This window comes from Methylobacterium sp. SyP6R, assembly GCF_019216885.1.
In the GTDB taxonomy this organism is placed as follows: domain Bacteria; phylum Pseudomonadota; class Alphaproteobacteria; order Rhizobiales; family Beijerinckiaceae; genus Methylobacterium.
Genome location: NZ_JAAQRC020000001.1, coordinates 4604233 through 4626986, shown reverse-complemented (window position 1 = coordinate 4626986; position 22754 = coordinate 4604233). Strand labels below are relative to the sequence as shown.

Sequence of the window (22754 nt, the reverse complement as noted above, 5' to 3'; positions counted from 1 at the left end):
CAGAGGAGCGGGGCGCAGCCCCAACAGTGGTAGTCAGTGATAGTCCACGATCTCTACATCTTCCGGACCAGTCTCGGTCCAGCGAAAGCACAAGCGGAACTGGTCGTTGATCCAGATGGCGTGCTGCCCGGCGCGCTCGTCGAGCAATGGATGCAACTTGTTGCCTGGTGGAACCTTCAACGCATCGAGGGAGGTCGCTGCGTCGAGATAGTTGAGCTTGCGCCGTGCCGTCTTGAGAATGTGCGCGGGGATACCTTTCGGCTGCCGCCCCTCGAACACGTCTCGGGTCCGACCATTGGCAAAGCTGCGGATCAGGGTGCGGCCCCTTATCGGCGATTGGTATCGCACAACGATACGCGCCGTCAAGCGGAAGGTATCGGCGAACGATACCGACGTGACCGCGATCCGCCTCACGCGGATGGCCGAATAGGGAGATGCCCAGGTTTATCCCGAGCATTCCGAGGTCGGCTCGATCCCCGATCCAACGACCGCTTCAGGGATCCGCGGCCGGCCGGATGGATGCTCAGCCCGCCTTCGCCATGTCGAGGTACAGCTCCCGCAACTTCCGCGTCATCGGGCCGGGCTGGCCGCCGCCGACGCGCTGGCCGTCGATCTCGACCACCGGCATCACGAAGGCGGAGGCCGAGGTGAAGAACGCCTCGGAGGCCTGAAGCGCCTCCTCGATCGAGAAGGCGCGCTCCTCCACCGTCAGGCCGTTCTCCTCGGCGAGCCGCATCACCGCCCGGCGGGTGATGCCGGGCAGAAGCGCCGTCGAGAGCGGGCGGGTGACGATGCGGCCATCCTCGGTGATGATGAAGGCGGTGGACGACCCGCCCTCGGTGACGAGGCCGTCCTCGTGCATCCAGGCTTCGGCGACGCCGGCCGCGGCGGCCTGCTGCTTGGCCAGAACCTGGGCCAGCAGCGCCACCGACTTGATGTCCCGGCGCTTCCAGCGCAGATCCTCGACCGAGATGACCTTGGCGCCGCGCTCGGCGAGCGGGTTCGACGAGACGGTCTTGGCCTGCGTGAACATCACCACGGTCGGCGGCGTGCCCTCGGGCGGAAAGGCGAAGTCGCGCTCGGCCACGCCGCGGGTGACCTCCATGTAGACGAGGCCTTCGCTGAGCCCGTTGCGGGTGACCAGCTCTTCCTCGAGCCGCGTCCACTCGGCGATGGTGTGGGGATTGCGGATGCCGATCTCGGAGAGCGAGCGGTCGAGGCGGGCGAGGTGGGCCTCGTTGTCGACGAGGCGACCGTTCAGCACCGCGCTCACCTCGTAGATCCCGTCGGCGAACAGGAACCCGCGGTCCATGATCGGGATCGTCGCCTCCTCGAAGGGGACGAAGCGGCCGTTGACGTAGACGATGCGGGACATGCGGGTCTTCCTCTCGCGGGGCCGACGGCGCGGCCGGTCACGAACAAGCCGTCCTTGAAGCACCGCGCGGCGCCCGGCGGCAAGCGCGATTCCGGAGCCCCGGCCTTGCATGATTCGTGCGGGCGGCGAGCGCGCGCGGCGGTTGCGCGGGGCCGCAGCCACGACCTATCGTCCGGCGAACACGAGAGGAAACGACATGCGGCTCACCCCCGACGCGAAGGGCGTCTTCCCCATCGCCCCGACCCCGTTCCACCCGGACGGCCGCATCGACGAGGCCTCGATCGACAAGATGACCGATTTCTACGGCGAGATCGGCGCCACCGGCCTCACCGTGCTCGGCATCATGGGCGAGGCGCCCAAGCTCGACGGCGCGGAGGCCGTGGCTGTGGCCTCGCGGGTGATCCGGCGCACCAAGCTCCCGGTCGTCATCGGCGTCTCGGCTCCGGGCTTCGCCGCGATGGGGTCGCTGACCCGGGCGGTGATGGAGGCGGGCGCCGCCGCCGTGATGATCGCGCCGCCCTCGTCCCTGCGCACCGACGACCAGATCGTCGGCTACTACGCCCAGGCCGCCGAGGTGATCGGGCCGGACGTGCCGTTCGTGATTCAAGACTATCCGCTGACCTTGAGCGTGGTGATGACGCCGGGCGTCATCCGCCGCATCGTCACCGACAACCCGAACTGCGTCATGCTCAAGCACGAGGACTGGCCGGGGCTGGAAAAAATCTCGGCGCTGCGGGCCTTCCAGCGCGACGGCTCGCTGCGGCCGCTCTCGATCCTGTGCGGCAACGGCGGCCTGTTCCTCGATTTCGAGTGCGAGCGCGGCGCCGACGGCGCCAATACCGGCTACGCCTTCCCGGAGATGCTGGTGGATGTCGTACGGCTCTCCGCGGCCGGCGAGCGCGAGCGCGCCCACGACATCTTCGACGCCCACCTGCCGCTGCTACGCTACGAGCAGCAGCCGGGCCTCGGGCTGGCCGTGCGCAAATACGTGCTGATGCGCCGCGGCATCCTGGCCTCCGACGCCCAGCGCAAGCCCGGCGGCGGCCTCTCGGCGACGGCGAAGGCCGAGGTGGATTTCCTGCTCGATCGCCTCGCCCGGCACGATCCGCGGGCGCGGCTCTGACGGCATCCCGTCCGCGGCCTCGCCAGGGGCCGCGGACGGGAGGGTGATCAGAACGCGATCGCGTCCACCACCTTGCGGAAGCGCGGCAGGATCGCCTCACGGTCCTGGGCGCGGACCACGCCGACGGCACGGAAATAGCCGTCGGGCTGGAAGCGGATGGTCTGGGACACCACCACGGGCGTGCCCGACGGCACGTCGACGGCCCGGGCCACGATCTCGTGCCAGTCGGCGCCGTTCTGGCGGAAGCTCTGCGAGCGCTCGATCGCGAAGTCCTTCATGGTCTGGTTCGAGTAGAGCGCGGCCTTCGCGAAGGCGTCGCGCTGCTCGGCGCCTGGCGCCGGCTGCACCGCCTCGGCGAGCACCAGGATCGGCTGCTCCAGGTTCATCATCTGGTCCTTCGGCCCCTCGGTATAGAGCACCGAGTTGCCGCCGAGCACCCGCACCGGGCGGAAGCCCGCGGTGTCGACGACCCGGAAGGGCAGGGCCGCGACCTGCTGGTCGAGGGTGAGGGCCGGGCGCACCCGCACGCTGGTCAGCATCGCGCGCATCGCATTGTCGGTTTCGGCCGTCGGCAGGGTCTGGCCGATGACGATGCCGGTGACCGTCGGATCCGAGACGAGGAAGACCCATTTGTGCAGGGCCGGCGCGCCGGCGGGCTGCTCGATCGGCTGCTCGCCGGTGACCAGCAGACCCTCGCGCCCGTCGGCGAGCTTCAGCGTCTCGCGGGTCTTCACCACCAGGCCCTGGCTCTTCAGGTTCTCGTCGGTGAAGTTGGTGGTGAGGTCCTTGTAGGCCTGGGCCGGCAGCTCGACCACCGAGACCGTGGCGCCGCCGCCCTCCCGCTCGAAACCGGTGAAGCGGCGCGACACCACCATCTCCTTGGCCGGCTCGAAGCCGAAGCGCGAGCCCGGCGGATAGACCGGATCGGCCGCCCACGCCCCGGCCGGCAGGCCGGCAAGGCAGGACAGAAGGGCCACAACGCGCAGCGGCAGGGGACTCGTCGCCATCAGACTCGTCTCGGTTCGTAAGAGACGCCGCCCGGGATCGGGCGGCAGGACCGTCGCCGGATGCGTCGGCCGTGCGCGCCGCTCTGTCAAGCGCGGCCGCAAGCGCGACGGATCTCCGTGACGCGCCGCAAGGTCAGGTTGAGGCGCCCGCCCGGCGCCACGGCCTCGGGCAGGACCGGTTCCGAGGCGGATGCCAGCAGGTCGGCCGGCAGGAGACGGTCGACGCCGTGGAAGACCAGGCGCGAGGGCCCGCCGATCACCAGGGCGTCGCCGGAGGCGAGCCGCACCGAGCGGGTCGGGTCGGAGCGCTGGAGCCCCCCGTAGCGGAACAGGGCGGTGGCCCCCAGCGACAGGGAGAGCACGGGAGCCGAAAACTCCGCCTCGTCCCGGTCCTGGTGCAGTCCCATCCGGGTACCGGGCGCGTAGAGGTTGACGAGGCAGGCCTCCGGCTCGGCCGGGCAGCCGGCGAGTTCGGACCAGGCCCGCAGGACCGCCGCCGGCATCGAAGGCCAGGGCCGGCCGGTTTCCGGATGCGCCGCCTGGTAGCGGTAGCCGGCCCGGTCGGAGACCCAGCCGAGGGGGCCGCAATTCGACATCCGCACCGAGAACGGCTTGCCCGTGCGCGGCATCGTCGGGGTGAAGGGCGGTGCCTCGCGCAAGATCGCCGCGAGGTCGGCCGCGAGCGCACCCTGCGCCGCGGCGTCGAGATAGCCCGGGTGGTGGATCAGGCCGGGGGCGAGTTCGATCACGGGCGCGCTCCGCTGGCGGACGGCGCCCGTCCTATCCGATTTCCGGGTGAGCCGGCAGAGCCGGCCGTGGTAGGGCTACATCCATGACGATCCGCTCCGCCACCCTGATCGGTTCCGGCGCCATCCTGCTCTGGTCCCTGCTCGCCCTGTTCACCGCAGCCTCCGGCGCGGTGCCGCCGTTCCAGCTCGCCGCCATGACCTTCCTGGTCGGCGGGCTGCTGGGCTGCGCCAGCTGGATCGCGCGGCCCTCCGGCCTCGCCGCCTTACGCCAGCCGCTCCCGATCTGGGCGCTCGGAATCGTCGGGCTGTTCGGCTACCACGCGCTGTACTTCGCGGCCCTGCGCCTCGCGCCGCCGGCGGAGGCCGGGCTCATCAGCTATCTCTGGCCGCTGCTGATCGTGCTGTTCTCCGCCCTGCTGCCGGGCGAGGGGGGCTTGCGCGCGGCGCATCTCGCCGGAGCGCTGCTCGGGCTTGCCGGGGTGGTCACGCTGTTCCTCGGCCGCGGGTCGCTCAGCTTCGAGGCCGCCGCGCTGCCGGGCTACGCGGCGGCGCTCGCCTGCGCCTTCCTGTGGTCGGGCTACTCGGTCCTGTCGCGCCGGGTCGGGGCGGTGCCGACCGATGCGGTGGCGGGCTTCTGCCTCGCCACCGCGGCGTTGAGCCTCGTCTGCCACCTCGCCTTCGAGCGCACGGTGTGGCCGCAAGATCCGGCGCAATGGGCGGCGGTGGCGGCGCTCGGCCTCGGCCCGGTCGGGGCGGCGTTCTATCTCTGGGACATCGGCGTGAAGCGCGGCGACATCCGCCTCCTCGGCGTCGGCTCCTACGCCGCCCCGGTGCTCTCCACCCTGATCCTCGTCGCCGCCGGCTACGCCCCGGCGACCTGGTCGCTGGCTTTGGCCTGCGGGCTCATCGTGGCGGGGGCGCTCGTGGCGACGCGGGCGGGGAACGCGCGGGATGCGGCGGTCGAGAGTGGTTCCTAAGTGGATTTCGCCGGAGTGGTCACCGGTTCGGCGAAAAAATCTGCGATAAAACAAGAACCTGAGCGGACGAAGCGTTGCACGCCAAGCCAGGTCTGCTGAGCGGATCCGGGCGGCGGGGCCCGGTCCGAGGGCTCAGGAATAGCGGCCGATCCGACGACCAAACCCCCGGATGCAGCGGCTGCATCCGGGGGGCGACCTTGCGGGCCAGTTGATCGGGGCTGGGGATCCGTAAGGTCGATCCGACACTCATGGTCAGATCGCGTGGCCCTCCTGCCGGTCTTGAAGGCCGCCAACTCGCCGTCGAGCTGGCGGGAGATCGTTGGGCTTGGTGCGGCGCCCGGTCATGATGATCGGGCGCCGGTCTGTCGTCGTCGACCCTGCCGCAGTCCTGAGACGAACCGGAAGCCGGTGCGTCGGACGATGCGTGAGCCGGGTCTCAGTACGAGCCGAACTTGTAGTTCAGGCCGGCGCGGACGACGGCGAACTCGGTGTTGGCGGCGGCACCGCGCAGGTACACGGCGTTGGTGCCGAGATCGTAGAAGCCGCGGAAGGCGTCCTTCTTGCTGTCGAGGTTCACGTAGAGGCCTTCGACCTTCAGCGTGACGGCGTTCGAGCGGAAGAAGTTCAGGAACGAGTCGGTGGGCAGCGCGTACTCGATGCCGCCGCCGGCCGCGTAGCCGGTGCGGAAGCTGTCGCGGAAGCGGCCGCCGGCGAAGTTCTGGTCCTCGCTGCCCGAGCCGTAGGCGAAGCCGCCGGTGCCGTAGACGAGCGTGCGGTCGAAGGCGTAGCCGAGGCGGCCGCGGACGGTGCCGAAATAGTCGAGGCCGTTGCCGCTGGTGAAGACGGTGGCCGCGGGCGGCGCGAAGGCCAGGCCGGTATTGCCGGCAAAGCCGTAGTTCAGCGTGCCCCGGGTGCGACGGGCGAAGTCGACATACTGGGCGTCGGCCTCGAGGCCGACCACGAAGCCCGAGCCCGGCGTGAACTGGTAGTTGTAGCCGATCTGCGCGCCGCCGGTGAAGCCGGAATTATCGGTCCGGTTCGTGTTGAGGCTGACGACGCCGTTGGTGGTCTCCGAGCCGATCACCGATCCGGCCGGAAGGTTGTACCGGGACGTGCTGCGGCTGTTGGCGTCGAAGCCGTAGCCGGCATTCACGCCGAGGTAGAACCCGGTCCAGGTGAAGACCGGCACCGGGGTGAAGACCGGCGGCGGGGCGGCGCGGCGCGGCAGGTCGGCCGCGGCGGCTGCCGAGGTGAGGGCGGTGAACGCGGCCAGGCCGGCCAGGAACTTGTTCATTGGTACAACCGATAGTGGAGTGTCACGATCGGCAATATGCCCGATGTCGCAGAGGCACGATATGATTTTTCTGCAACACTCATCGGTTTTGTCAAACGCCGGACTTGGACTCTACAAGATGGAAACGTTTACGATTTGGAAATAGGTGATTTTGTCCAAGGCACAGACTGTATGTATTGGGAATAAGCGATACCGTACCCGGCGTCTTATTCTCCGCACCATCCGTCTCACGGCCCGTCTCCCGGCAGGCTCTCGTGGCGCCGGATCGCGTCCGCGTCGCTCGCCCTTAAGCGGGACGGCTTTCGAAAACGGGAGCGGCCGGGAGCCTTGCAGGCTCCCGGTCCGGCCTTCAGCGCGGCATCGGCCGCCAGTCCGGCGGCGCCATCTCGAAACCCTCGAAGCGGAAGCCCGGCGCCACGGTACAGCTCACCAGGGTCCAGGCGCCGAGGCTGGTGGCGGTCTGCCAGTGATGGGCCGGCACCACGATCTGCGGCCGCTGCCCCCGGGCGAGGTCGGGACCGAGATGACGCGCCTCGGCATCGTGGCCGTTGGGGCTGGTGGTGATGACCATCGGCGCCCCGGCATGCCAGAGCCAGACCTCCGTCGCATCGACCCGGTGCCATTCCGAGGTCTCGCCGATATCGAGCAGGTAGTAGATCGCCGTCGAGGCGGGACGCCCGTCGATCTCGCGGGAATCGCGGAACGTCTCGCGGTAATGCCCTCCCTCCGGATGGGGCTTGAGGTCGAGCAGGCGCACGACCTCCAGGGCGGTGAGATTCCGGGCGGTGAGGTTTTGCATCGTCGTCAGAACCGGTTCTTCCATTCGCGAAGGGCCGTGAATACCGCCGCCGGGTCGGCGCCGGGCTCCATCCCGACGGCACGCGCGAGCGCCGGCTCGGTGGCGCGCAGGAACGGGTTGGTGGCCTTCTCCTCGCCAAGGGTAGTGGGCACCAGGAAGCGCCCTTCCGCCCTGGCCTTCTCGGCCAGGGCCGCCCGGTCGGCGAGGTTGCGGTTTCCCGGCTCGGCGGCCAGCGCGAAGCGGGCATTCGACAGCACGTAGTCGTGGCCGGAATAGATCACGGTCTCGTCGGGCAGGGGCAGGAAGCGCGACAGCGAGCGCCACAGCACCTGGGGCGGGCCTTCGAGCACCCGGCCGCAGCCGAGGGTGAACAGGGTGTCGCCGGCGAATGCGAGGCCCGCCGCCTCGAACCAGTAGGTGACGTGGTCGTCGCAATGGCCGGGCGTTTCCCACACGGCGGCGGCGAGCGAGCCCACCGTCACCACGTCGCCCTCGCGCACGGTCGCATCCACTTGCGGTACCGCGTTGCCGGCCCGCGCCGGGGCCGTCACCCGGGCCCCGGTCCGCGCCTTCACCTCGGGGATGCCCTCGACGTGGTCGCCGTGACGGTGGGTGACCAGGATGTCGGTGAGGCGCCAGCCGGTCTCGTCGAGGGCGCGCAGCACGGCCGCCGCCTCCGGCACGTCGATCGCCGCGCAGGCGCCGGTCTCGGGGTCGCGCATCAGCACGCCGATATTGTCGCTTCGGCACAGGAAGGTGCGGATCTCGGGGCGGATCTCGGGCATGGCGGCGCCTCCTCGAAGGATTCACGGGACAGGATTCTTCGCCGGGCTCCCGGCGGGAATCTCCTGCAGCGAGATAGGGCGAATCCACGCCCGCGCGACCGGGCCGGCGCGAAGAGCGGGGCGTGCACGGGGTCGCCGTCGGGGGGCAAGCCTCGGGGTTGACGCCTTGGGGTTGACGCCTTGCCGCGCTTCGCGCCACTCCCCATTCATGGTTTCCACGGCATGAGCGCGCTCACGCCCGCCGCCCCTCGACCCCGAGACCCGATGAGCCTCGACGTCACCGACCTGCGCGCCTTCTACGCCAGCCCCCTCGGGGCGGTGGCGCAGCGTCTCGTCGGCCGCACGGTCCACCGCATGCTCGGCTCGGTCTCAGGACTCCGGGTGATGGGCCTCGGCTACGCGGTGCCCTATCTCGGCCCGGTGCGGCACGCCGCCGAGCGGACCATGGCCTTCATGCCGGCGACGCAGGGCGTGACGAACTGGCCGGGTTCCGGCCGCTCGGCCTCCTGCCTCGTCGATCCCACCATGATGCCGCTGCCCGACTCGGCCCTCGACCGGGTGCTCTTGATCCACGCCATCGAGGCGGTGGAGAGCCCGGCCGAGCTGATGCAGGAGGTCTGGCGCGTGCTCACCCCCGGCGGCCGGCTGATCGTCGCGGTTCCCAACCGCCGCGGCCTGTGGGCGCGGCGGGACGCCACGCCCTTCGGCCACGGCCAGCCCTACAGCCGCTCGCAGCTCGGACGCCTGATGCGCGAGACGCTCTTCTCCCCCGAGGACTGGGCCGAGACCCTCTACGTGCCGCCCGTGGAGGGCTGGCTCACCGTGAAGACCGCGAGCGCCTGGGAGCGGGTCGGCACCGGCCTGTCGCTGCCCTTCGCCGGCCTGCACGTGGTCGAGGCGACGAAGCAGCTCCACCGTCCGGTGGCGGTCCAGGCCCGCAAGGCGGCGCGCCTGCGTGCCCGGGTGCTGCCGGTGCCGGTGCCGGTGCCCGCCCCGGTACCGGGTGGCGCGTGATGCCGTTTCCGGGCGCGGAGGCCGCAGCTCAGAGCTTCCTCTTGGCCTTCTCGGCCCTGTTCTCGATCGTCAACCCGCCCGGTGCGGCGCTGATCTTCGCGCAGGTGACGGCCGGCCGCAGCCACGACGAGCGCACGTGGCTGTCGCGCCGCATTGGCGTCTACGCGGCCGCCGTGATGCTGGTCTCGCTCTGGGCCGGGGCGTCGGTGCTCAGCTTCTTCGGCATCTCGCTCGCGGCGTTGCGCATCGCCGGCGGCCTCGTGGTGGCGGCGCAGGCCTGGAGCCTTCTGGCCGCGCCCGAGCAGCGCGAGGCGCGCAAGACCGCCCAGGCCGAGCCGGTCCAGGGCAGCGAGGACGGCCCCGAGCCGACCGCGCTCGCCGAGATCGCGTTCTTTCCCCTGACGCTGCCCTTCACCACCGGGCCCGGCACCATCGCGGTGGCGATCGCGCTCGGCGCCGGCCGGCCGGATCGCGGCGTCGACCGGATCGCCTATCTCGCAGGCGCCTCGGCGGCCTCGCTGGTCATCGCCCTGATGGTGCTGCTGGCCTATGCCTCCGCCGACCGGCTGGTGGAGCGGCTCGGGCACGCCCGGGCCCGGGTGCTCGGGCGGCTCGCCGCCTTCCTGCTCCTCTGCGTCGGCACCCAGATCACGCTGACCGGAATCACCGACGTGCTGGGACCGCTCATCGCGACTGCCAGGACAGCCGCCGGCCCGTGAGCGCCATCTGCGCCGTGATCGCCCGCAGGATCCGGGCCTTGGCCGAATAGTGGATCATGTGGCCCTGGCCCGGCAGCAGGGTCAGGGTGCTGCCCGCCACCTCCGCGTGCAGGCGGCAGGATTGCTCGGCCGGGTCGACGACGGCATCGGCGTCCCCCGACAGGATCGCCACCGGCAGGCGCAGCGCCGCATAATGGGGCTGCGACAGGGCGGCGGCGGCGTTCATGCTGGCGGTGTCCTCGGCGCTCGCCCGCGCTTGCGTGGCCGAGAGCGAGAGCGCGACGGGAAAGCGCGCGGTGAACCGGGCCGGCACGGCTTGCGGCTTGAAGACGTGGCGGAAGACCTGCGGCGCCAGCGCCCGCCCGACCGCTCCCGGCGTCAGGGCGCGGGCCGCGTCGCCGAGGCCGGGCACGGCGAGGGCCGAGATCAATGCCACGTCGGCCCGCCGGCCCGGATAGTAATAGCCGGAGAGCAGCACCAGCCCGCGCAGGTCGAGGCCTTCGTGGATGGCGAGGGCCAGCGCCACCAGGGTGCCCCAGGAATGGCCGACCACCACCGGCCGCTCGACGTTGAGGGCGGCGAGCACGTGCCCGACGAGCCGCGCCTGCGCGGCGGCGGTCCAGACCCAGTGCCGCGGCCGCTCGGTATGGCCGAAGCCCGGCCGGTCGATCGCGATGACGCGGTAATGCTTGGCCAGTTGCTCCACCAGCCCGCAGATGACGAAATCCTCCGCCATCGTCCCGTTGCCGTGGATCAGCACCACCGGCCGGCCCTTGCCGCGGACGATCGCGTGCACCCGCACCCCGTCGACCTCGATGAAGCGCCCCGGCGGCCTGTGCGCCGGCTCGTCCTTCTTCAGCGCCTCGGCGCCGCGCTGCATCAGGGCGCCGGTGCGGCGCGCCGCGGCGGCATTCGCCTTGGCGGTGGCGCGCAGGACCTGCACCGCGCCGCTGGCGGCGCGGCGGGTCGTGCGTCCGGGAACGAACCGAAAGGCCATGGGATCTCCGGCGCGATTGCTGCACTGCGGGATAAGATGGGGCCATCGTGGTCCGGCGCATATCCCCGGGAGCGTCTTTCTCGGCTCTCGGTCTTTCGGCCGGGTTGCGCTTTCTTCCGGGCTCGCCTTGGCAGCACCCGCCGACCCCTGTACGAGGCCCGGACGTGCGGCCGTGAGCCGCCCATACGAGGCGAGTGCGGCCGGAGGCCGCCAAGACAAGGATCGTGACCCATGCGTCTCGTCGTCGTCGGCGCCTCCGGGCGCATGGGGCGGATGCTGATCCAGGCCGTGGCCGAGACCGAGGGCTGCACGCTCTCCGGGGCGATCGAGCGCGAGGGTTCGCCGGCTTTGGGCCAGGATGCCGGCGTGCTCGCCGGGCTGCCGCCGCTCGGCGTCGCGGTCACCGACGATCCGCTTCCCGTCTTCGCCGAGGCCGACGGCGTCCTCGACTTCACGGCACCGGCCGCGACGGTGTTCTACGCCGAACTCGCCGCCCAGGCCCGCATCGTCCACGTGGTCGGCACCACCGGCCTGTCGCCGGACGATCTCGCCAAGCTCAAGGCGGCGGCGTTCCACGCCCGGATCGTGCAGTCGGGCAACATGTCGCTCGGCGTCAACCTGCTGGCCGGCCTGGTGCGCAAGGTGGCCGCCACCCTCGGCGACGAGTTCGACATCGAGATCCTGGAGATGCACCACCGCCACAAGGTGGACGCGCCCTCCGGCACGGCGCTGCTGCTCGGCGAGGCGGCGGCGGAAGGCCGGGGCGTGGCGCTCAGCCAGCGCAAGGTGGCGGTGCGCGACGGCCATACCGGCCCGCGCGAGCCCGGGACGATCGGCTTCGCGACGCTCCGCGGCGGCAGCGTGGTCGGCGAGCACAGCGTGATCTTCGCCGGTGCCGGCGAGCGCATCGAACTCACCCATCTGGCGAGCGACCGCGGCCTCTTCGCCGCCGGTGCCGTCAAGGCCGCCCTCTGGGCGCAATCCCGCGAGCCCGGCTTCTACGGCATGGACGACGTGCTGGGCCTCTGAAACCCTGTTTCCTTGAGATCACGGAGCGATACGCATCATGGAGCGTCTTCTCGTCCTCGCGCGCCACGGCCAGAGCGAGTGGAACCTGAAGAACCTGTTCACCGGCTGGAAGGATCCCGGGCTCACCGAGCTCGGCGTCGAGGAGGCGCGGGCGGCCGGGCGACGGCTGAAGGCGAAGGGCGTGCAGTTCGACGTCGCCTTCACCTCGGACCTTACCCGGGCCCAGCGCACCTGCGCGCTGATCCTGGAGGAGCTCGGCCAGTCCGGCCTGCCGACCCACGCCGACGCCGCCCTCAACGAGCGCGATTACGGCGACCTCTCGGGCCTCAACAAGGACGATGCCCGCGCCAAGTGGGGAGAGGAGCAGGTGCATGTCTGGCGCCGCTCCTACGACGTGCCCCCGCCCGGCGGCGAGAGCCTGAAGGACACCGTGGCCCGGGTGCTGCCCTACACGATGCGGGAGATCCTGCCTCGGGTGATGCGCGGCGAGCGCGTGCTGGTCGCGGCCCACGGCAACTCGCTCCGCGCCCTGGTGATGGTGCTCGACGGCCTCACCACCGAGACGATTCCCGGCCTCGAACTCCATACCGGCGTGCCGCTGGTCTACCACCTGAAGGACGACACCACCGTCGCCTCGAAGGAAGTTCTGGACCGCGATTGAGCGACGGAGTTGCCCGAGGGTCATGCCGACGGCCCAAGACGTCGACGCGTTGATGTCGATCTCGGGCACGACCTGTTTTCCCATCCACGACCTCATCCTGAGGTGCTGCGTAGCAGCCTCGAAGGAGGGCTCCAGGAAGCTCGCAGATGTCTGGAGCCCTCCTTCGAGGTCAGTCGATCTTCGATCCACTAACACCTCAGGATGAGGTCGTGGGTGGGACAGGCAGCTGCGACGGTGCCAGTTTTGTCGTGTATCGCGACCGCGGCCAACGGCCGTTGTCTTGCGATCGTTGGGATCACACCCCGATCGCCGCCTTCACCATCTCCGGTCGCATCGGCAATTCGCGCAGGCGCACCCCCGCCGCCCGCCGGATCGCATTGCCGAGCGCCGCCGCCGTCGGCCCCTGCGCGACCTCGCCGGCACCGAGGAAAGGCTGGCCGGGACGGTCGATCAGGTGGACGTCGAGGCGCTCGGGAATGTCGGGGAAGCGGGCGATCGGGTAGGTGCTCCAGTCGCGGCTCGTCGGCCCCTCCGCATCGTGCGCCACCGCCTCGAACAGGCTCCAGCTCATCGCCTGGATGATCCCGCCCTCGATCTGGTCGCGGATGCCGTGGGGGTTGACGACCTGGCCGGCATCGACCGCAGCTTGCGCCCGCACCAGCCGGACCCGGCCGCTCTCGCGCGTCACCTCCACCTCGACGGCGAGCGCGCAATAGGCCGCGAGGTTCTTGTAGCGCGCGAAGGCGAAGCCGGCGCCGCGGCCCTTCGGGAGCGCCTGCCCCCAGCCGAAGCGGGAGGCGGCGGCCTCGATCACGGCGCGGGCCCGCGGATCGTCGAGATGCTTCAAGCGGAACGCGACCGGATCGGCGCCCGCCGCATCGGCGAGTTCGTCGCAAAAACTCTCGATCGAGAACACGTTCATGTAGGCGCCGAGGCTGCGCAGGGCCGAGACCCTGAGCGGCATGTCGGAGACGAAGTCGTGCGCCACCCGGGCCCGGGGCAGACGATAGAGCGGGATGGCGTTGCGGTCGCCGCCGCCCTCGGGCTGCGGCAGCGCCTTCGGGGGTGGGGCGGCAAAAGGCGTCTCCAGCATCCGGGCCGAGAGCAACTGGCCCGCACCCGGCGGGCGGGTGAGGTGGGTCGGGCTGCGCACCGCGTAATCCCAGTCGGCGATCCGCCCGTCCGGCCCCAGCACGGCGGAGGCCTCCGTCATCATCGCGCCGCCATAGGGCTCCCACAGGTGCTCCTGCTCGCGGGTATATTGCACCCGCACCGGCCGGCCGGGGAGGGCGCGGGCGAGCAACGCCGCGTCGCCCGCGGCGTCGTCGGCGCCGTTATGGCCGTAGCAGCCCGAACCCTCGACGTGGATGCAGCGAACCTGCTCCTCGGGCAAGGCCAGCATCTCGGCGAGCGCCTTGCGCAGGGGGAACATCCCTTGCGCATGCGACCACACGGTGAGGCGGCTGCCGTCGAATTCGGCCACCGCGCAGGACGGGCCGATCGAGCCGTGCATCTGGTAGCGCCGGCGGTACTGCGCGGCGATCCGGCGTCCCGGCGGCACCGGCGCATCGAGGCCGGCCGCGTGGATGAGCGTCCGCTTCGCCGGCATCCCGGCGAGGTCGGAGAAGAGCGCGTCCGGCTCCGGCACCGGCGTGCCGCCCTGCCAGACCGCTCCCTTGGCGAGCGCCCGCATCGCCGTCACGGCGGCGTATTCGCGCTCGGCTAGCACCGCCAGGAAACTGCCGTCGCGATGCACCCGGATCACCCCGGGGCGGGAGGCGACCGCGTCCGCGTCGACGTTCACGAGCCGGGCGCCGGGGCGAGGCGGGCGCACGATCCGCGCATGGACCATGCCCGGCGCGCGGATATCCTGGACATAGGCTGCGCCGCCCGCGACCTTGGCGGGGATGTCGACCCGCGGCAGCGGCTGGCCGACGAGGGTGTAAGTCGCCGGATCGCGAAGGGAGACCCTCTCGGGCACCGGTGCGTCGAGTTCGACCTCCGGGGCGACCTCGGCGAGCGGGAGGCGCCGCCCGTCCGGCGCGGCCACCGCGCCGCCGTCGATTCGCAAGCCGTCCGGCGGGAGGCCGAGACGGCGCCCGGCGGTGTCGAGGAGCAGGGCCCGCGCGGCCGCGGCGGCGTGCCGGATCGCGGTGGCTGAATCCTGCATCGAGTGGCTGCCGGCGGTATAGCCTTCGTCCGGGGTCAGCTCGGTATCGGCGGTGACGAGGCGTATCGAGGCGGGCTCCAGTCCCAGCTCCTCCGCGGCGACCTGGATCAAAGCCGTCTTGAGGCCCTGGCCGAGTTCCGCCTTGCCGGTCATCACCGTAACGGCTCCGTCCTCGCCGATCCGGATCCAGGCATCGATCCGCGGCGCTTGCGCCAGGCTGCCGGGAAGCGCCGCCCGGGCCTGACGCGGCAGCCCGATCCCGACGAGGAGCGCGCCGCCGACGAGGAGCGTGCGCCGGGTGAGCGCGGTCACGGCGTCGCTCCCGTGGAGGCGGGCGGATGCCCGGCGTCCCGGCCGGCGGCGCGGCGCACGGCGGCGAGGATCCGCATATGGGTTCCGCAGCGGCACAGGTTGAGCCGCAAGCCGTCGCGGATCTCGGCGTCGCTCGGATGCGGATTCGAGCGCAGCAGGGCATGGGCCCGCATCACCATGCCGGCGATGCAGTAGCCGCATTGCGCCGCGTTCTCGGCGATGAAGGCGGCCTGGAGCGGGCCCGGATTCTCCGGCGATCCCAGCCCCTCGACGGTGGTGACGGACCGTCCCTCCAGCACGCCGATCGGGGTGAGGCAGGACAGGACCGCGCGTCCCTCGACCTCCACCGTGCAGGCGCCGCACTGGCCGAGCCCGCAGCCGAACTTGGCCCCGATGAGCCCCAGTTCGTCGCGCAGAACGTAGAGGAGCGGGGTCTCGGGCTCGGCCGCGACCTTCTGCGTGCGTCCGTTCACCGTCAGGATCGGCATCGGCGTCTCCTCGTCAAGGCGCTGACTCGGCCCGGGCGCCGGGGCGGGGGGCTTGGCGCATCAGGTCCCGCACCGTCTCGCCGAGGCGGGGCCACGGTCCGTCGGGGCTGAAACGGGCGCGCAAATAGGCGGCGAGATCGGTCGTCTGGTCCGGCGTCAGCGTCGTCCCATAGGCCGGCATGATCGGCCCCGGCGCGTGCTCCCGCGGGGCGATGCCGTCGCGAAGGACCAGGATCAGGTTGCGGGGATCGGGTGCCCGCAAGGTGGTGCGGTGGCCGAGCGAGGAGGTGGTGTAGGGCACGCCGCCGGCGGCACCGCCGCCGCTCTCGTGGCAGACCGCGCAGGCGCCCGCATAGGTCGCGGCACCCCGGGCGAACGCCGGATCGTCGGCCGGCATCGCCCGGTCGACAGGGCCGGTGCGGCTGCCGGCGGGGCCGCGGCCATAGAGCGTCGCGACGTAGGAAGCGAGCGCCCGGATCTCGTCGGCCGGCACGGTCCGATGGGCCTCGACCACCGGGCGCATCGGGCCGGCGGCCCCGCCATGGAGCGGGTCCCACTCGGCGAGGTAGCGGGTGAGATCCGCCTCGCCCCAGGGGAGCGGCGCGGGCGAGGAGCGGTCGAGGGGCGGCACCCACCAGCCGTCGGCCTCCCCGCCGGAATAGGCCTTCGTCCTCACTTCGGCGCCGAGCAGGTTGCGGGGGCTGTGGCAGGCGCCGCAATGGCTCAGGGCCTCGGCGAGATAGGCGCCGCGGTGCCACGCCGCGTCCCGGCGCGGATCGGCCGGGATGTTGGGCTCGCGGAAGAACAGCAGCTTCCAGCCGGCGAGGAGCGGGCGCCAGGAGAACGGGAAGGGCAGGGCGTTGGCCTTCGCCTCGGCCCGCACCGGCTCGCGGGTCATCGCGAAGGCGTAGAGGGCGGCGACGTCCGGGTCGGTCAGGCCGGCGTAATGGGTGTAGGGAAAGGCCGGGTAGAGGTGGCGCCCCTCGCGGTCGACGCCCTCGCGCATCGCCCGGGTGAAGGCGGCGAGCGTGTAGCGGCCGATCCCCGTCTCCGGGTCCGGCGTGATGTTGGTGGCGTAGATGGTCCCGAACGGGGTACCGACGCCGCGCCCACCCGCATAGGGCCGGCCATCCTCCGCGGTGTGGCAGGAGGCGCAGTAGCCGAGCGAGGCGAGGACGGCGCCCTTGCGGACCTGCTCGGGCGCGGTCTCGGCCGGCGTCGGCCCGCCGGGCGCGAGGGCAGGCCGCCAGGACGCGGCCGCGAACCCGATCGCCGCGAGGAGAAAAGCCCCTCCGAGCCCGATGGCGATCCGGCGACGCACCACGAACCGGCTCCTTCCACGACGAAGGCCCGCTCCTTCGGCGGCGGGACAACCGGCGCCTCACGTCACGGTTCCCGGAGACCCGCCGCCGCGTGCAGGGCTGCATTCCGCACAGTCTTGCCGCAATCCCGCGAAACAGTGCTATCGTCCGATTGGCGGAGTGACGCGGATGAGGCTGGGCCGTATCGGTCGGGCCGCTGCGCTACCGCCCGATCAACCCCGAGCGGACGGCCGCCCGCCCGGTTTTCACCGCTCCCGCCGGTCCCGTTCTTGCTGATCCCGTGGGGCCGACGGACCTTCCCATCCGGGATCGTTTCGGATGCGGCTTGAACCGCACAAGATCGACGCCGCATGGCCCAGCAGAGTTTCCAGGCCCGGTTCGGGCCACCGCCCCCGATGAGCGCCGACGACGCGGCCTGCCGGGCCTGCTGCGGCCAGATGCGCGCGCATTGGCAGGAGCGGCCCCATGCCCGCCTGATGGTGGTGGCCTCGACGCCCGTCGTCGAGGCGTTCGGCGGCGGCGTCGAGACCCGCTACCTCTGCCTCGAATGCGGGCACACCCTGCTGCACTCGACCGGCCGCTTCGGGCAAGGCTGGCATTAGCGGCGGGTGGCACCGAGGACGTCCGGCATTGACGGACGCGACGCGATCGGGCGAAGCACGGCCGGTCCCGGGGAGCGCCCGATGCCTCATGCCATCGTCACCAACACCGAGCGGCCCGACCTCATGCCCGTCACCGCGCGCTGGCGCTGGGAGGCCTTCGCGCAGGGCCAGGGACGCAGCCTCGCCGAGGTGACGGCCGCTGAATCCGAGGGCGCCGCCGGCCCCGGGCCGATGCCCCGCACCTTCGTCCTCCTCGTCGACGACGAGCCCGTCGGCATGGCGAGCCTCGCGGCACACGACCTCGACACGCGGCCCGACCTGACCCCCTGGCTCGCCGGCGTCTTCGTCGTGCCCCATGCCCGCGGCCGGGGCCACGCCGCCCGGCTGGTCGCCGCGGTCGAGGCGTACGCCGCGTCCCTCGGCGTCGCGACCCTGTGGCTCTATACCCGCACCGCCGAAGGGATCTACGCCCGGATCGGCTGGCGCACGGTCGAGACGGTCGCCCATCGCGACAAGATGTACGCGCTGATGCGGCGGGACCTTTTCGCATAGGAGACGCCGCGCGGGCCCGGGAGCCCGCGCGGCGCACGGGGGTCAGGCCGCCGGCTCGCGCCGCACCCGCACGGCGAGGCACAGCAGGGCGGCGATCACCGGTCCGGCCGAGAGCGCCAGCAGGGCAGGGGTGAAGCTCTGGGTCGCGTCGCGGATCCAGCCCACCAGGTAGGGCCCGCCGAAGCCGGCGATCTGGGCAAGCCCGTTGATCATCGCGAGGCCCCCGGCGGCGGCGGCCCCGGTGAGGAACTGGGTCGGCAGGGCCCAGAACACGCCGAGCAAGGCCCAGACCCCGAAGGCGGCGGCGCAGAGGAGCAGCAGGCTCAGCAACGGCGTCGGCGCCACCGCGCTCGCGGCCAGGAACAGGCCGCCGATCAGCGCCGAGAGGGCGGTGTGGAACTTGCGCTCGCCGGTGCGGTCGGAGGAGCGCGCCACCACCACGAGGCCGATCGCCGCGAAGACGAACGGGATCGCCGTAACGAAACCGGTCTGCAAATCGGAGAGGCCGCCGATGCTGCGCACGATCTGCGGCAGCCACAGGACCACACCGTACACCGCCACCGCGTTGAACATGTAGACGAGGGTGAGCAGCCACACCCGGTGATCGCGAAAGATCGCCCGGAACTCGTGCGAACCGACGCTCTCGACCTGGCGGTTCTCCTCGGCGAGCGTGCGGATCAGCCAGGTGCGCTCCTGCGCATCGAGCCAGCGCCCGTCCTCGGGCCGGTCGACGAGGTAGAAGAACGTCACCACGCCGAGCACCACCGCCGGCGCGGCCTCCAGGATGAACAGCCATTGCCAGGCGGCCAGCCCGAACCAGGTCGGGTTGGCCGACAGGATCCAGCCGGAGAGCGGTGCGCCGATGACGCTCGAGAGCACCGTCGCGGTCATGAAGCCGGCGGTCGCCTTGGCGCGGTCGCGGGCCGGGTACCAGTAGGTGAGGTAGAGCAGGATCCCGGGCACGAAGCCGGCTTCGGCGAGGCCAAGCAGGAAGCGCATGGCGTAGAAGCTCCACTCCCCCTGCACGAAGGCCATGCCGCCGGAGACGAGGCCCCAGCTCACCATGATCCGGGCGATCCAGCGCCGGGGCCCGACCCGGTGCATGATCATGTTGCTCGGCACCTCGAAGGCGATGTAGCCGAGGAAGAAGATGCCGGCGCCGAGCCCGTAGGCGGTGGCCGACAGCCCCAGATCCTTGTTCATGTGAAGCGCGGCGAAGCCGACATTCACCCGGTCGAGGTAGTTGATGATGAACAGGACGAAGCAATAGAGCACGATGCGCGGCCGGAGCTTGGCGAGGACGCGCTGGCGCAGGGCGTCGTCCCCGCTCGGCGGCGCGGCGGCGCCCGCGGTTGCGGTCATGGATGCAGTGGTCACGGGGGTCCTCCCGATGGATCGCCGGGCGGCGCGTAGGGCGGGCCGGGGGCGATGCGGACAGCATGGTTGTGTTGAGTTCGGCAGGCCGCGACGTGGCATCGCGTGCCCCGATCGGGTACGATGGCGGCATGGAACGCCGCATCGGATCCTCGCCCCTGCCGCAGCCGCAGAACCTGATCGGAACGTGGCGGCGCTTCGGCGTGACCGGCCCGGTCTATGAGATCGTGGATGTCGGCCAGATGCTGGGCGACGATGATTGCCTGATGCGAGTGCGACTCGTCGAGACAGGCGAGGAGCTGGATTATCGCTTTACGGACATTCTCGACGATCCCAGGGAGCATTGATGTTTGCCATCGCGTTCGACCTCGTGGTGGCCGAAACCCAGACGCATCACCCGCGAGGCGTCGCGCAGGCCTACGCGGACATTCGATCCACTCTCGCAATTCATGGCTTCGACTGGATCCAGGGCAGTCTCTATGTCAGCAAGACCGAAGACCTGGCCAAGCTGTTTGCGGCTATCACGGCACTCAAAGCCTTGCCGTGGTTCCCGCAATGCGTGAGAGATATACGGGCGTTTCGGGTCGAGCAGTGGTCTGATTTCACGGCGACCGTAAAAGCCTAGAGCATTTTCCGACGAAGTGGATACCGGTTCGTCGCAGAAAATGCGGCAAAACCAAAAACCTAGAGAGCTTCGCGATTAAAACGCAATCGTGAAGTGCTCTAGAGCTTTGCAGCACGGTGGGGCATCGCCCTCGCCTGAGCGAGGGCGACAGTCTCAATACGTCGCCCGACCACCCGACACGTCGAACACAGCCCCCGTCGAGAACGACGCTTCCTCGCTCGCCAGGAAGCAGATCAGCGAGGTCACCTCGTCGATGGCGCCGAAGCGGCCGATCGGGATCTTCGACAGCATGAAGTCGATGTGCTGTTGCGTCATCTGGTCGAAGATCGCGGTGCGCACCGCCGCCGGGGTGATGCAGTTCACCCGAATCTCCGACTTCGCCAGTTCCTTGCCCAGCGACTTCGTCAGCCCGATCACCCCGGCCTTGGAGGCCGAATAGGCCGACGCGTTCGGGTTGCCCTCCTTGCCGGCGATCGACGCGACGTTGACGATGCGGCCGTAGCCGCCCGCCTCCATCGCCGGCACCGCGGCGCGGTTGCAGTAGAACAGGCCGTTGAGGTTGACGTCGATTACCCGTTGCCAGGCGTCGACGGGATAGTCGCGGAGCACCGTGTTCGGCCCGGTGATGCCGGCGCTGCACACCAGCACGTCGAGCCGGCCACCCAGCGCCGCCAGGGTCTCGCGCATCGCGGCCTCGACCGCAGTTGCATCCGCGATGTCCAGCGCCCGCGTATCGGCGGCGCCGGTCTCGGCCTTGGCCTTGGCGAGCGCCTCCTCGTTCAGGTCCCAGATCGAGACCGTCGCGCCCTCGGCCTTGAGCCTGGCAGCGACCGCCAGCCCGATGCCGGAGGCGCCGCCGGTGACGAGGGCGGTGCGGCCCTCGAAGCGGTTGGGAAACGTCATCGCGGTCAGTCCCGGCGCTGCCAGGCGGTCACGTCCTGGCGCTGCTCACCGAGCTTCTCGATGCCGAGCGTCATCACGTCGCCGGCCTTGAGGAAGACCGGGTCCGGCTTCATGCCCATGCCGACGCCCGGGGGCGTGCCGGTGGTGATGATGTCGCCGGGCATCAGGGTCATGAAACGGCTGACATAGGAGACGATCTGCGCGCAGGTGAAGATCATCGTCCGGGTGTTGCCGGTCTGCATGCGGCGGCCGTTGAGGTCGAGCCACATGTCGAGATTCTGCGGGTCGCCGACCTCGTCGGAGGTGACGAGCCAGGGGCCGACCGGCCCGAAGGTGTCGCAGCCCTTGCCCTTGTCCCAGGTGCCGCCGCGCTCGATCTGGTACTCGCGCTCGGAGACGTCGTTGATCAGGCAATAGCCGGCGACATGGTCGAGGGCCTGCGCCTCCTCGACGTAGGCGGCGCGCGTGCCGATCACGATGCCGAGCTCGACCTCCCAGTCGCTCTTGACCGAATCCTTCGGCAGCATCACCGGGTCGTTCGGGCCGGACAGCGAGGTGATCGCCTTCGTGAAGACGATCGGTTCTTTCGGCACCGGCAGGTTCGACTCGGCGGCGTGATCGGCGAAGTTGAGCCCGATGGCGATGAACTTGCCGACATTCGCGACCGGCGTACCGAGACGGGTCGAGCCCTCGACCACCGGCAGGCTGGCGGCATCGATCGCCGCGAGACGGGACAAAGCCTCACGCCCGAGCGACGCCGGACCGAGATCGGTCAGGTGGCCGGACAGGTCGCGGATGCGGCCCTCTGCATCGAGCAGGCCGGGCTTCTCCTGGCCCACGGGGCCGTAGCGCAACAGCTTCATCGGGTCGAACCTCCTTGGAATCCGGGCGCACCCCTCACGGCGCGCGGGTCTTTTCGGGCGCGGGGCAGGGCGGGACGGAGGCGGTTTGCGGTTTCCTCCGGCACGGCCCTGGCGCCGCACCACTCAATCCCATATATTGGGATCTTGTTCTTGTATGTGGGACGATACGCCCGTGACATCGAAGCCGTCAACCGGGGAGACGGGTGGCACGCCGGGAAGTCAGACGCTGCTGCGCGGCCTCGCCATCCTGGAGGCGGTGGCGAGCGGTGCGCGCGACCTCGCGGCCCTGTCGGCGGGGCTCGGCACCACCCGCAGCACCACCCACCGGCTCGCCGCGGCGCTGGTCGAGCAGCGCTACCTCACCTTCGCGCCGCGGGAGGGCTACGGGCTCGGGCCGAAGCTCCTCGAACTCGGGTTTCGCGCCCAGCAGGAGGCACCGGTCACCCGGGTGGCGCGGCCCCATCTCGAGCGCCTGTCGGCGGAATGCGGCGACACGATCCATCTCGGCGTGCTGGAAGGCGACTGGGCGCTGTACCTCGACAAGCTGCCCGGGCGCCGGCGCATCGAGATCAGCTCGCGGGTCGGCGAGCGCCAGCCGGTCTGGTCGACGGGCCTCGGCAAGGCGCTGATCCTCGACCTCGACGAGGCGCGCTGGCGCGACTTCTATCGCCTGGGCGATGCGCGGGGCGGCCATAGCCCCGACCTCGCCACCTGGCTCGACCGGATGCGGACCTACGCGGCACGCGGCATCGCCTACGACCGGGAGGAGAACGAGCCCGAGGTGCGCTGCGTCGCCGCCCCGATCCGGGACGCCGGCGGGGCGATCGTCGCGGCGTTCAGCGTGACGAGCACGGTGCAGTACATGGACGAGGCCCGGATGGAGGCACTGGCCGGGACGGTCCGGGAGGTCGCCGGGTCGATCAGCCGGGATCTCGGCTGGGCCGGGTAGTGGAGGGGGCCCGGCGCGTGCACCCAGGCGATACTCCCCAACCCGATACCTCCCGCGCGCTTGCC

The 22754-nt window shown here is 71.0% G+C and carries 25 protein-coding genes; 11 read left to right on the top strand and 14 right to left on the bottom strand.

The annotated features are described in order from the left end of the window. Positions 1-33: 33 nt before the first annotated feature. Both HBB12_RS21280 and HBB12_RS21275 read right to left on the bottom strand, forming a co-directional pair. A complete protein-coding gene (locus tag HBB12_RS21280; protein WP_336886944.1) occupies positions 34-414 on the bottom strand; it encodes a type II toxin-antitoxin system RelE/ParE family toxin in 381 nt (126 codons plus the stop codon). Between the two features lie 109 nt (positions 415-523). Beyond that, entirely contained in the window at positions 524-1375 is an 852-nt protein-coding gene (locus tag HBB12_RS21275) for a D-amino-acid transaminase (protein WP_236991174.1), read from the bottom strand. A gap of 196 nt (positions 1376-1571) precedes the next feature. Between HBB12_RS21275 and HBB12_RS21270 the strand changes: the two genes are divergently transcribed. Beyond that, the gene (locus HBB12_RS21270) at positions 1572-2498 is read left to right on the top strand and encodes a dihydrodipicolinate synthase family protein (RefSeq protein ID WP_236991173.1); all 927 of its coding nucleotides are present in this window, start codon (positions 1572-1574) and stop codon (positions 2496-2498) included. Between the two features lie 47 nt (positions 2499-2545). On the opposite strand, the gene HBB12_RS21265 is transcribed toward HBB12_RS21270, so the two are convergent. Next, positions 2546-3505 (bottom strand): hypothetical protein, encoded by a 960-nt coding sequence (locus HBB12_RS21265; protein WP_236991172.1) that lies wholly within the window; start codon positions 3503-3505, stop codon positions 2546-2548. A gap of 86 nt (positions 3506-3591) precedes the next feature. Continuing rightward, complete coding sequence (locus HBB12_RS21260) at positions 3592-4254, bottom strand: alpha-ketoglutarate-dependent dioxygenase AlkB (RefSeq protein ID WP_236991171.1); 663 nt, start codon at positions 4252-4254, stop codon at positions 3592-3594. Positions 4255-4337: 83 nt separating this feature from the next. Here HBB12_RS21260 and yddG point away from each other — a divergent pair, with 83 nt between their 5' ends. Continuing rightward, positions 4338-5231, top strand: coding sequence for an aromatic amino acid exporter YddG (gene yddG, locus HBB12_RS21255; RefSeq protein WP_236991170.1), 894 nt, complete (start codon positions 4338-4340; stop codon positions 5229-5231). A 436-nt stretch (positions 5232-5667) separates the two neighbouring features. Here yddG and HBB12_RS21250 read toward each other — a convergent pair whose 3' ends face one another. The 3 genes from HBB12_RS21250 to gloB all read right to left on the bottom strand — a co-directional run bounded on the left by HBB12_RS21250 (position 5668) and on the right by gloB (position 8109). Next, positions 5668-6525, bottom strand: coding sequence for an outer membrane protein (locus tag HBB12_RS21250; RefSeq protein ID WP_236991169.1), 858 nt, complete (start codon positions 6523-6525; stop codon positions 5668-5670). A gap of 349 nt (positions 6526-6874) precedes the next feature. Beyond that, on the bottom strand, positions 6875-7324 hold the full coding sequence (locus tag HBB12_RS21245; protein WP_236991168.1) for a cupin domain-containing protein: 450 nt from the start codon (positions 7322-7324) through the stop codon (positions 6875-6877). A 5-nt stretch (positions 7325-7329) separates the two neighbouring features. Then, positions 7330-8109, bottom strand: coding sequence for a hydroxyacylglutathione hydrolase (gene gloB / locus HBB12_RS21240; protein WP_236991167.1), 780 nt, complete (start codon positions 8107-8109; stop codon positions 7330-7332). Between the two features lie 264 nt (positions 8110-8373). On the opposite strand from gloB, the gene HBB12_RS21235 reads away from it, so the two are divergent. Further along, positions 8374-9123, top strand: coding sequence for a class I SAM-dependent methyltransferase (locus tag HBB12_RS21235; RefSeq protein ID WP_236991166.1), 750 nt, complete (start codon positions 8374-8376; stop codon positions 9121-9123). Continuing rightward, positions 9120-9842 carry a MarC family protein gene (locus tag HBB12_RS21230; protein ID WP_442919301.1) on the top strand — a complete coding sequence of 241 codons (723 nt, stop codon included), beginning with the start codon at positions 9120-9122 and terminating at the stop codon, positions 9840-9842. The genes HBB12_RS21235 and HBB12_RS21230 overlap by 4 nt, the downstream gene beginning before the upstream one ends. Here HBB12_RS21230 and HBB12_RS21225 read toward each other — a convergent pair. Then, the gene (locus HBB12_RS21225; RefSeq protein WP_236991164.1) at positions 9808-10839 is read right to left on the bottom strand and encodes an alpha/beta fold hydrolase; all 1032 of its coding nucleotides are present in this window, start codon (positions 10837-10839) and stop codon (positions 9808-9810) included. The genes HBB12_RS21230 and HBB12_RS21225 overlap by 35 nt on opposite strands. A 231-nt stretch (positions 10840-11070) precedes the next feature. Between HBB12_RS21225 and dapB the strand changes: the two genes are divergently transcribed. Continuing rightward, positions 11071-11868 carry a 4-hydroxy-tetrahydrodipicolinate reductase gene (dapB, locus tag HBB12_RS21220; protein WP_236991163.1) on the top strand — a complete coding sequence of 266 codons (798 nt, stop codon included), beginning with the start codon at positions 11071-11073 and terminating at the stop codon, positions 11866-11868. Positions 11869-11905: 37 nt separating this feature from the next. Then, entirely contained in the window at positions 11906-12529 is a 624-nt protein-coding gene (locus HBB12_RS21215) for a 2,3-bisphosphoglycerate-dependent phosphoglycerate mutase (protein WP_236991162.1), read from the top strand. Positions 12530-12824: 295 nt separating this feature from the next. Here the strand turns inward: HBB12_RS21215 and HBB12_RS21210 are convergent, their stop codons facing one another. Genes HBB12_RS21210 through HBB12_RS21200 form a run of 3 tightly spaced genes read right to left on the bottom strand, consistent with a single transcriptional unit; the run spans position 12825 to position 16823 of the window. Next, the gene (locus HBB12_RS21210) at positions 12825-15011 is read right to left on the bottom strand and encodes a xanthine dehydrogenase family protein molybdopterin-binding subunit (protein ID WP_236991161.1); all 2187 of its coding nucleotides are present in this window, start codon (positions 15009-15011) and stop codon (positions 12825-12827) included. Continuing rightward, entirely contained in the window at positions 15008-15499 is a 492-nt protein-coding gene (locus tag HBB12_RS21205; protein ID WP_236991160.1) for a (2Fe-2S)-binding protein, read from the bottom strand. The genes HBB12_RS21210 and HBB12_RS21205 overlap by 4 nt, the downstream gene beginning before the upstream one ends. Positions 15500-15512: 13 nt before the next feature. Next, positions 15513-16823, bottom strand: coding sequence for a c-type cytochrome (locus tag HBB12_RS21200; protein WP_236991159.1), 1311 nt, complete (start codon positions 16821-16823; stop codon positions 15513-15515). Positions 16824-17171: 348 nt separating this feature from the next. On the opposite strand from HBB12_RS21200, the gene HBB12_RS21195 reads away from it, so the two are divergent. Both HBB12_RS21195 and HBB12_RS21190 read left to right on the top strand, forming a co-directional pair. Beyond that, positions 17172-17423: a hypothetical protein gene (locus HBB12_RS21195; protein WP_236991158.1), complete on the top strand. Its 252-nt coding sequence runs from the start codon at positions 17172-17174 to the stop codon at positions 17421-17423. Between the two features lie 81 nt (positions 17424-17504). Continuing rightward, positions 17505-17975, top strand: coding sequence for a GNAT family N-acetyltransferase (locus HBB12_RS21190; RefSeq protein WP_236991157.1), 471 nt, complete (start codon positions 17505-17507; stop codon positions 17973-17975). 42 nt (positions 17976-18017) lie between these two features. Here HBB12_RS21190 and HBB12_RS21185 read toward each other — a convergent pair whose 3' ends face one another. Further along, positions 18018-19337 carry an MFS transporter gene (locus HBB12_RS21185; protein ID WP_442919374.1) on the bottom strand — a complete coding sequence of 440 codons (1320 nt, stop codon included), beginning with the start codon at positions 19335-19337 and terminating at the stop codon, positions 18018-18020. Between the two features lie 143 nt (positions 19338-19480). On the opposite strand from HBB12_RS21185, the gene HBB12_RS21180 reads away from it, so the two are divergent. Both HBB12_RS21180 and HBB12_RS21175 read left to right on the top strand, forming a co-directional pair. Further along, positions 19481-19696 carry a DUF5397 family protein gene (locus HBB12_RS21180; protein ID WP_236991155.1) on the top strand — a complete coding sequence of 72 codons (216 nt, stop codon included), beginning with the start codon at positions 19481-19483 and terminating at the stop codon, positions 19694-19696. Beyond that, complete coding sequence (locus HBB12_RS21175; protein ID WP_236991154.1) at positions 19696-19974, top strand: virulence factor; 279 nt, start codon at positions 19696-19698, stop codon at positions 19972-19974. Before HBB12_RS21180 ends, HBB12_RS21175 begins: the two co-directional genes overlap by 1 nt. 153 nt (positions 19975-20127) lie before the next feature. Here the strand turns inward: HBB12_RS21175 and HBB12_RS21170 are convergent, their stop codons facing one another. Together HBB12_RS21170 and HBB12_RS21165 are read right to left on the bottom strand one after the other, a co-directional pair. Next, positions 20128-20877 (bottom strand): SDR family NAD(P)-dependent oxidoreductase, encoded by a 750-nt coding sequence (locus HBB12_RS21170; protein ID WP_236991153.1) that lies wholly within the window; start codon positions 20875-20877, stop codon positions 20128-20130. 5 nt (positions 20878-20882) lie between these two features. Then, positions 20883-21740: a 2,4-didehydro-3-deoxy-L-rhamnonate hydrolase gene (locus HBB12_RS21165; protein WP_236991152.1), complete on the bottom strand. Its 858-nt coding sequence runs from the start codon at positions 21738-21740 to the stop codon at positions 20883-20885. 172 nt (positions 21741-21912) lie between these two features. Between HBB12_RS21165 and HBB12_RS21160 the strand changes: the two genes are divergently transcribed. Beyond that, a complete protein-coding gene (locus tag HBB12_RS21160; RefSeq protein WP_236991151.1) occupies positions 21913-22689 on the top strand; it encodes an IclR family transcriptional regulator in 777 nt (258 codons plus the stop codon). The last annotated feature ends 65 nt before the right edge of the window (positions 22690-22754 follow it).